The organism is Pseudoalteromonas sp. CuT4-3 (assembly GCF_035666335.1).
Classification (GTDB): domain Bacteria; phylum Pseudomonadota; class Gammaproteobacteria; order Enterobacterales; family Alteromonadaceae; genus Pseudoalteromonas; species Pseudoalteromonas atlantica.
The window spans coordinates 1,314,685-1,322,500 of record NZ_CP142030.1 but is presented as its reverse complement, the minus strand read 5'-3'; the positions used below and the strand labels follow the sequence as shown (position 1 = coordinate 1,322,500).

Here is a 7,816-nt window from a genome sequence, read left to right as displayed (position 1 = left end):
GTAATATGGCCGGTGTTGCCGTGGCACTTTATTTAGGTGGCCCTGGGGCTATATTTTGGATGTGGCTGATTGCTTTAATAGGTATGGCAACTAGCTTTGCAGAAAGTACGTTAGCGCAAGCTTATAAAACTAAAGACGCTGATGGCAACTTTAGAGGTGGCCCTGCTTATTATATGGAGCGTGGTTTAGGCAAACGCTGTATGGGTGTGTTGTTTTCATTATGCTTAATTTTAGCCTTTGGCCTGGTATTTAATGCTGTACAGTCAAACTCTATTGCTGCCGCATTTGAAGTAGCGTTTGATGTACCTAAGTATATAGTAGGCATTGCACTTGTAATTGGCTCAGGCATTATTATTTTTGGTGGATTAAAAACAATATCACGTTTTGCCGAAATGGTTGTTCCATTTATGGCGCTTGCCTATTTGCTAGTTGCTATATATGTATGTGCGATTAACTTTACTGCCCTACCTGATGTTATTGTACTTATAATAAAAAGTGCTTTTGGTTTAGAGCAAGCAGGCGCCGGTGCAATTGGCTATGGTGTAACGCAAGCTATGATCCAAGGTATTAAGCGCGGTTTGTTTTCGAACGAAGCCGGTATGGGTAGCGCAGCCAATGCCGCAGCAACGGCAACACCTTATCCACCGCACCCAGCCTCGCAAGGGTATGTGCAAATGCTAGGTGTATTTATAGATACTATTGTGATCTGTACAGCCACTGCCTCATTAATCTTACTGTCCAATCAACTTGTACCTGAATCGGCTGTATTGGGAATAGAGTTAACGCAAGCTGCACTACAAGAGCACGTAGGTGACTGGGGTACTTACTTTATTGCCATTGCCATTTTGTTTTTTGCATTTACCTCTATTGTCGCGAATTATTCATATGCCGAAACAAACCTAATGTTTTTAGAGCACAACTCTACTAAAGGAATGTTTATATTTAGATTACTCGTATTAGGCATGGTTATGTTTGGTGCAATTGGTGAACTAGGTATTATTTGGACACTTGCTGATATTTCTATGGGCCTAATGGCTATTGTAAACGTGGTTGCACTGTTTATGCTTTCAGGCGTTGTTGTGTGGTTATCAAAAGATTACAACGCGCAAAACAAGCAAGGAGTATTACCTACGTTTGACAAAGACAAGCACCCTAAGCTTGCCAAAGAGGTTGATCCTAACGCGTGGAAGTAACACTAAATTAAAAAATTATTAAGCGAGCATTAGCTCGCTTTTTTTTGCCTTTCAAACTATATAAAAATTTATTAATGTATTTCAGAGATATATACCATAATTAAATATCAGTAATAGGCGCTTTTTGATTTACTTACGTACTATAAAATTGAAATTTGTTATCTATAATATAAAGGAGTCATGATGGATGACCAATTGAACAAATACAGTATTGACACTACCGATTATCAGGTAGGTCAAGATAACGTACAAAAATGGGGGTTTGATGTTCATAACCCAGTGTTTGGAATAAGCGCATTTTTAGTCATACTATTTGTTGTTCTTACCTTATTGCTTGACCCTGAAGTGGTCAGGGAAGCACTTACCTCAACTAAAGATGCCATTATCAATAAATTTGATAGTTACTTCATGTTGATTGCTAATGGTTTCGTATTATTTTGCTTTGCACTTGCGCTCTCCCCTCTTGGTAAAATTCGCTTAGGGGGTGTTGATGCAAAACCTGAACATGGTTATCTCTCATGGCTGGCAATGTTATTTGCCGCAGGAATGGGGATAGGTTTACTGTTTTGGGGTGTCGCAGAGCCCGCAGCCTATTTTACTGATTGGTACTTAATGCCAATGAACGCAGAGCCAAATACCCCAGAAGCTCACTCTTTAGCCATGGGCGCCACCATGTATCACTGGGGCTTACATGGTTGGGCAATTTACGCCATTGTTGCACTTAGCTTAGCGTTTTTTGCTTACAATAAAGGCCTTCCGTTATCTATACGCTCCGTGTTTTATCCCTTATTTGGCGATCGTGCATGGGGTTGGCTGGGTCATGTTATTGATATACTTGCTGTACTCTCTACGCTTTTTGGTTTAGCAACGTCTCTTGGTTTAGGGGCACAGCAAGCAACAAGTGGTATTAATTATTTAATGGGCACTGACTACGGTACCGCTTTTCAAATTACAGTTATAGCGCTCGTTACCTGTATTGCTATTGTTTCTGTTATTAAAGGCATTGAAGGGGGTGTGAAAGTACTTAGTAACATCAATCTTATATGTGCATTTATTTTACTTGTAGCCATAATATCGCTTACTTTTAGTGACTCAATTAAAGCAATATGGTTTACCTTTGGTGCATATGTAGAACATATGGTTCCACTTAGTAATCCGTTTGGCCGTGAGGATGAAGACTGGATGCATGCCTGGACAGTATTTTATTGGGCATGGTGGATATCGTGGTCGCCGTTTGTAGGAATGTTTATTGCCCGCGTTTCTAGAGGCCGTACCGTGCGAGAATTTTTATTAGTCGTCATTGGCCTGCCAACACTATTAAGCTTAGTGTGGATGGGGGTATTTGGTAATTTAGCGATTTCACAAATTATTGATAAAGTTGGCCCACTTGGGCAAAACGGGTTAACCGATATCTCTGTGACGCTATTTCAGGTTTATGAGCAGCTTCCGCTTAGTGGCCTTATTAGTGTGATCTCAATTGTGCTTGTTTGAGTGTTTTTTATTACCTCTTCTGATTCTGGCTCACTTGTAATAGATGGCATAACCGCTGGCGGAAAAATTGATGCGCCGGTACCACAACGTATATTTTGGGCATCGGTTGAAGGGGCAATAGCCGCCGTATTACTGTGGGTAGGTGGCTCTCAAGCCTTGCAGGCCTTGCAATCGGGAGTAGTAACCACTGCGTTACCTTTCTCAATTGTGCTTATTTTAATGTGCGTGGCGCTTATTCAAGGTTTAATGAGCGAATACCCTATTTATAAGGCACAAACAAAGTTATAGCATTATGTACTTTAGCAAAGCGGCTTTGTGTCGCTTTGCTTTGCACTTTATTTCCTCCCTTACCTACACACTTCAGCTAATACATTAACGACCGTATTTAATCATCAAACTGTTTAGGTTTGGCAATACACCTCTAAAACACGTTGTTTTAATAAATAGAGCGCACATATAAGCGCATAACAACCAAGTGCTATTAGTTGCACCTTTAGCTATCAAGTTTATATCATCAGGTAGTCGCGCATGTATGTAAATTGCTTTGATGAACTGAATTGGATTTAGGCGGCAGCAGCAAAGGGATATAGGAAAAGTAATGTAGGTTTAAACAACTAACGCTAACGTGTAACAATACGTATGATTTGCTTTAAGCACGATTGTCTGCCTCAAATTAGTCACTTAATTAAGCCAAGTGCTATTAACTTTTTAAGAATAGGCAAAAACATAAACAAAGTGATTGTAATATAAAAAATGGATATTTATTTAAAAATAGTGAGTATTTAATTTACTAAAAGGACTTTAGTAAAAGTGGTGCCCGAGGCCGGACTTGAACCGGCACGACTTGTTAGTCGAGGGATTTTAAATCCCTTGTGTCTACCAATTCCACCACTCGGGCATCGAGTTTGCTATTTAAAGCATGTGGAGTAATTAAATGGAGGCGGAACCCGGAGTCGAACCGAGGTGGACGGATTTGCAATCCGCTGCATGGCCACTCTGCCATTCCGCCTTAACGCTTCCAAATAATTTGGAGCGGCACACGAGGCTCGAACTCGTGACCTCGACCTTGGCAAGGTCGCGCTCTACCAACTGAGCTAGTGCCGCATTAAACTTTTCATTAATATTTTATCTAACTTTTAATTATTTTGGTAGAATAATTAAAAGTGGTGCCCGAGGCCGGACTTGAACCGGCACGACTTGTTAGTCGAGGGATTTTAAATCCCTTGTGTCTACCAATTCCACCACTCGGGCATCGAGTTTGCTATTTAAAGCAAGTGGATAAAACCAATATGGAGCGGCACACGAGGCTCGAACTCGTGACCTCGACCTTGGCAAGGTCGCGCTCTACCAACTGAGCTAGTGCCGCATCATATTAATTCTAAATTTAATTACATAAACTAATTTATGTAACATTGTTTTTATAAATTACACTTGGCGATGTAATTAAACCACAAAGTGGTGCCCGAGGCCGGACTTGAACCGGCACGACTTGTTAGTCGAGGGATTTTAAATCCCTTGTGTCTACCAATTCCACCACTCGGGCATCGAGTTTGCTATTTAAAGCATGTGGAGTGTTGAATGGAGGCGGAACCCGGAGTCGAACCGAGGTGGACGGATTTGCAATCCGCTGCATGGCCACTCTGCCATTCCGCCAAACCGTTGGACAACCTAATGAAAACTTGGAGCGGCACACGAGGCTCGAACTCGTGACCTCGACCTTGGCAAGGTCGCGCTCTACCAACTGAGCTAGTGCCGCATTATTATTTAATTATCTGCGTTATTCAACATCTTGCGATGTTTACGCTGTTAACTAAGTAACTTTGGTTTTCTTTATCTTAGGGGCTATGCCCTCTCAACACGGACGCATTCTACAGAGATTATTAAACGCGTCAACACAAAAAATGCCACTTTTGAACTGTTTGATTATTTTTTATCTAAAACGGTGCGTTATTAGACGTTTACAATCAATTTTTGGTCAATTCACTCCATGCAGCCATTAAATATTGCACCATAGAGCTCAGTGTTAAATAGGTGGCTATATACAATAAAGCAAAACTTAAATAGATCATCCACGTATCGTATTGCCAAATTAGGCCAATAATCGCCAGCATTTGCGCCGCGGTTTTTATTTTGCCCATATTTGATACTGCAACGTTTCCACGTTTGCCTTGTTCTGCCATCCACTCGCGTAATGCAGATATCACTATTTCACGGCTAATAATAATAAGGGCCGGAATCGTCATATACATAGACTGATAATGATCAGAAAGCGCAACAAGTGCAGCACACACCATAACCTTATCGGCTACAGGGTCTAAAAACGCACCAAAAGGCGTAGATTGCTCTAGCTTTCGTGCTAAATAGCCATCAAGTATATCGGTGATTGATGCAAGCCAAAAAATAAAAGCGGCAGCAAAAAACGCCCAGCTATAAGGCAAGTAAAATATCACCAAAAATATGGGGATAAGAAAAAGTCTAAAGGTTGTGAGTGTGTTTGGAATATTCCACATAACTACTTGGATATGTCTTTTTTTCTATATTCGCGTGAAGAGCTAGCCCTTGTCATGCAAATGGTTAAATATCTTCTCAGCCATGTCAGGACTGATCCCAGGAACTTTCTTTAACTGTTCTATATTAGCAGCTTTTACCCCTTGCATGCCCCCTAAATATTTTAATAATGTTTGGCGGCGCTTAGAACCTACTCCGTTGATCTCTTCTAATAATGATTGCGTGCGCTGTTTTTGGCGCTTATTACGGTGCCCTGCAATGGCAAATCGGTGCGACTCATCGCGAATATGCTGGATTAAATGAAGTGCTGGCGCATCCGAATCCATAGGAATCGTTTTTCGCCCGCCATCAATTAATAAGGTTTCAAGGCCTGGCTTTCTGCTTGTGCCTTTTGCTACACCGACTAACAGTGGCATTTTAGCATGTGGCCACGTAGCAAAATACTGCTCTGCACGGCCTAGTTGCCCTTTACCACCGTCAATGAATATAACGTCAGGAATTTTGTCTTCATCTACCACTTTGTTGTAGCGTTTGTTCAGTGCAAACTCCATTGCCGCGTAATCATCACCGCCGGTTATACCCGTTACGTTGTAGCGCCTGTACTCTTTGTTATTTGGCCCTTGCGAATCAAATACTACACAACTGGCTACTGTGTTCTCCCCCATGGTATGGCTGATATCAAAACATTCCATTCTGTTTATATCATCTAAGCCTAGGGTCGCTTTTAATTGTGCATAACGTTTGTTTATAGAGTCTTGCGTACTTTGTTTAACGGTAATGCTGTTTAATGCGTTTTTATTAGCAAGCTGAAGATATTGTGCTCGCTCCCCGCGGGTAACCACTTTAAGCGATACTTTACGCTCACTAATTTGCGTAAGCGCTTCACTCAATGCGCTACTTTCTTCAATCTCGAACGGTAAAATAATCTCTTTTGCTATGCGCCCTGTCGCACCAGGCGCTAAATAATATTGCCCTAAAAACGAAGTGAGTATTTCCTCTTGCCCCGAATCTTTAGGCACTTTTGGAAAATAGGTTTTACTGCCTAGCACTTTATGATCGCGGATCATTAATAAATGAATCCCGTTTAATCCATTTAAGTGCGCAAAACCTACCACATCCATTTCAGCAAAATTACCTGAAATAGACTGCTGCTCCTGCATTTTGCGCAGTAGCATAATTTGGTCACGCACTTTAGCTGCGAGCTCAAAGTTAAGGTCTTTACTCGCCGCTTCCATTTTTTTTATTAAATCGGCTATTACTTCGTGCGACTTACCTGTTAAAAACTTACGTACATAATCAACTTGTTCGCCGTACTCTTGCTCTGTCACTTTATTAACACACGGTGCTGAGCAGCGCTTTAGCTGATACTGTAAACACGGGCGGCTTCTGGCACGGTAATAGGCATCTTCGCACTGACGTACAGGAAATATTTTTTGCATTAAACGCAAACTTTCCGACACTGCGCCAGCGCTTGGGAAAGGCCCAAAGTACTCGCCTTTTACCTTGCGGCTGCCTCTATGAAAGGCTAAACGCGGATGTTTATGACTGGTAAGTAATATATAGGGGTATGACTTATCATCACGTAATAAAATGTTATAACGCGGCTGATATTTTTTTATAAGGTTGTTTTCAAGCAGCAGGGCTTCGGTTTCGGTGTTTGTGAGCGTAACTTCAATATCGCAAATATTACTCACTAACACACGGGTTTTACTGTCGGTTAGATTAGATCTAAAGTAGCTACTTACCCGTTTTTTTAAGTTTTTAGCTTTACCGACATAAATAACTTGTTGTTCACTATCAAGCATACGGTATACACCCGGTTCACTTGATAGCGTTTTTAAAAATTGGGCGTGATCGAATTCAGACATAAATTAAAAAATTAATGAGATACGTCTATATCAATCATTTTATGGCGAATGGCCAAATGAGTAAGCTCAACGTCGCCCCCTACGTTTAATTTTTCAAACATACGGTAACGGTAGCTGTTCACTGTTTTTGAGCTTAAATTTAAGCGCTCGGCAATATCTTGAGCTTTTTCACCTTTGGTGATCATTAGCATAATTTGTAGCTCGCGCTCAGATAAGCTTTGAAAAGGGTTTTCATCGGTACGCCCTGTTACTTGCGCAAGGGCTATTTGTTGTGCAATTTCTGGGGCGATATAACGCTGACCTGCATGAACAGATCGTATAGCACGAACCATTTCATCTGAGCCTGCACCTTTGGTTAAAAAGCCATGCGCGCCAATTTGCATCACTTTTGATGGAAACGGGTCTTCGCAATTAACCGTAAGCACAATAATTTTTACATCTGGGCAATAGCGACAAATCTTTTTAGTGGCCTCTAAGCCACCCATGCCAGGCATGTTCATATCCATTAATACAATATTAGGTGCGTGCTGGCGACAAAACTGTACCGCAGCCTCTCCATCTTTAGCTTCGCCTACCACTTTAAAACCACGTACATCATCTAATATACGTTTTATACCAGTTCGTACCAGCTCATGGTCATCAACTAAAAGCACATTAATCAATGTAATACCCTCATTAACCTAACAATACGCGACAAACAATCTAATTTGCCACATTACCACAGTTAAAGCGAAACAATAACTAATATTATTGCTT

General features: G+C 41.2%; 4 protein-coding genes, 8 tRNA genes and 1 pseudogene (1 of these 13 cut by a window edge). 2 read left to right on the top strand and 11 right to left on the bottom strand.

The genetic code is table 11. The annotated features are described in order from the left end of the window. Both VOI46_RS06035 and VOI46_RS06030 read left to right on the top strand, forming a co-directional pair. Positions 1-1,193, top strand: the 3' portion of a protein-coding gene (locus VOI46_RS06035) for a sodium:alanine symporter family protein (RefSeq protein ID WP_324738186.1). It extends 223 nt beyond the left edge of the window; the window shows 1,193 of its 1,416 coding nt (coding positions 224-1,416); its start codon lies beyond the left edge, outside the window; it ends in the stop codon at positions 1,191-1,193. A gap of 183 nt (positions 1,194-1,376) precedes the next feature. Beyond that, positions 1,377-2,972 (top strand): annotated as a pseudogene (locus tag VOI46_RS06030) (BCCT family transporter). A 523-nt stretch (positions 2,973-3,495) separates the two neighbouring features. On the opposite strand, the gene VOI46_RS06025 reads toward VOI46_RS06030, so the two are convergent. From VOI46_RS06025 to uvrY, 11 genes are all read right to left on the bottom strand, one after another. Beyond that, positions 3,496-3,582, bottom strand: a tRNA-Leu gene (locus VOI46_RS06025). 37 nt (positions 3,583-3,619) lie between these two features. Then, positions 3,620-3,693: transfer RNA gene (locus tag VOI46_RS06020), tRNA-Cys, on the bottom strand. A gap of 19 nt (positions 3,694-3,712) precedes the next feature. Then, a tRNA-Gly gene (locus tag VOI46_RS06015) sits at positions 3,713-3,788 on the bottom strand. Between the two features lie 60 nt (positions 3,789-3,848). Further along, positions 3,849-3,935, bottom strand: a tRNA-Leu gene (locus tag VOI46_RS06010). 39 nt (positions 3,936-3,974) lie between these two features. Continuing rightward, positions 3,975-4,050 (bottom strand) — tRNA-Gly (locus VOI46_RS06005). 90 nt (positions 4,051-4,140) lie between these two features. Further along, positions 4,141-4,227, bottom strand: a tRNA-Leu gene (locus VOI46_RS06000). A 36-nt stretch (positions 4,228-4,263) separates the two neighbouring features. After that, positions 4,264-4,337, bottom strand: a tRNA-Cys gene (locus tag VOI46_RS05995). Between the two features lie 27 nt (positions 4,338-4,364). Next, positions 4,365-4,440: transfer RNA gene (locus tag VOI46_RS05990), tRNA-Gly, on the bottom strand. Between the two features lie 208 nt (positions 4,441-4,648). Continuing rightward, entirely contained in the window at positions 4,649-5,194 is a 546-nt protein-coding gene (gene pgsA / locus VOI46_RS05985; protein ID WP_024033647.1) for a CDP-diacylglycerol--glycerol-3-phosphate 3-phosphatidyltransferase, read from the bottom strand. A gap of 42 nt (positions 5,195-5,236) precedes the next feature. After that, positions 5,237-7,060, bottom strand: a complete 1,824-nt coding sequence (gene uvrC / locus VOI46_RS05980) for an excinuclease ABC subunit UvrC (protein WP_004589510.1) — start codon at positions 7,058-7,060, stop codon at positions 5,237-5,239. 11 nt (positions 7,061-7,071) lie between these two features. Beyond that, positions 7,072-7,722 (bottom strand): UvrY/SirA/GacA family response regulator transcription factor, encoded by a 651-nt coding sequence (uvrY, locus tag VOI46_RS05975; RefSeq protein ID WP_004589511.1) that lies wholly within the window; start codon positions 7,720-7,722, stop codon positions 7,072-7,074. Between the last annotated feature and the right edge of the window lie 94 nt (positions 7,723-7,816).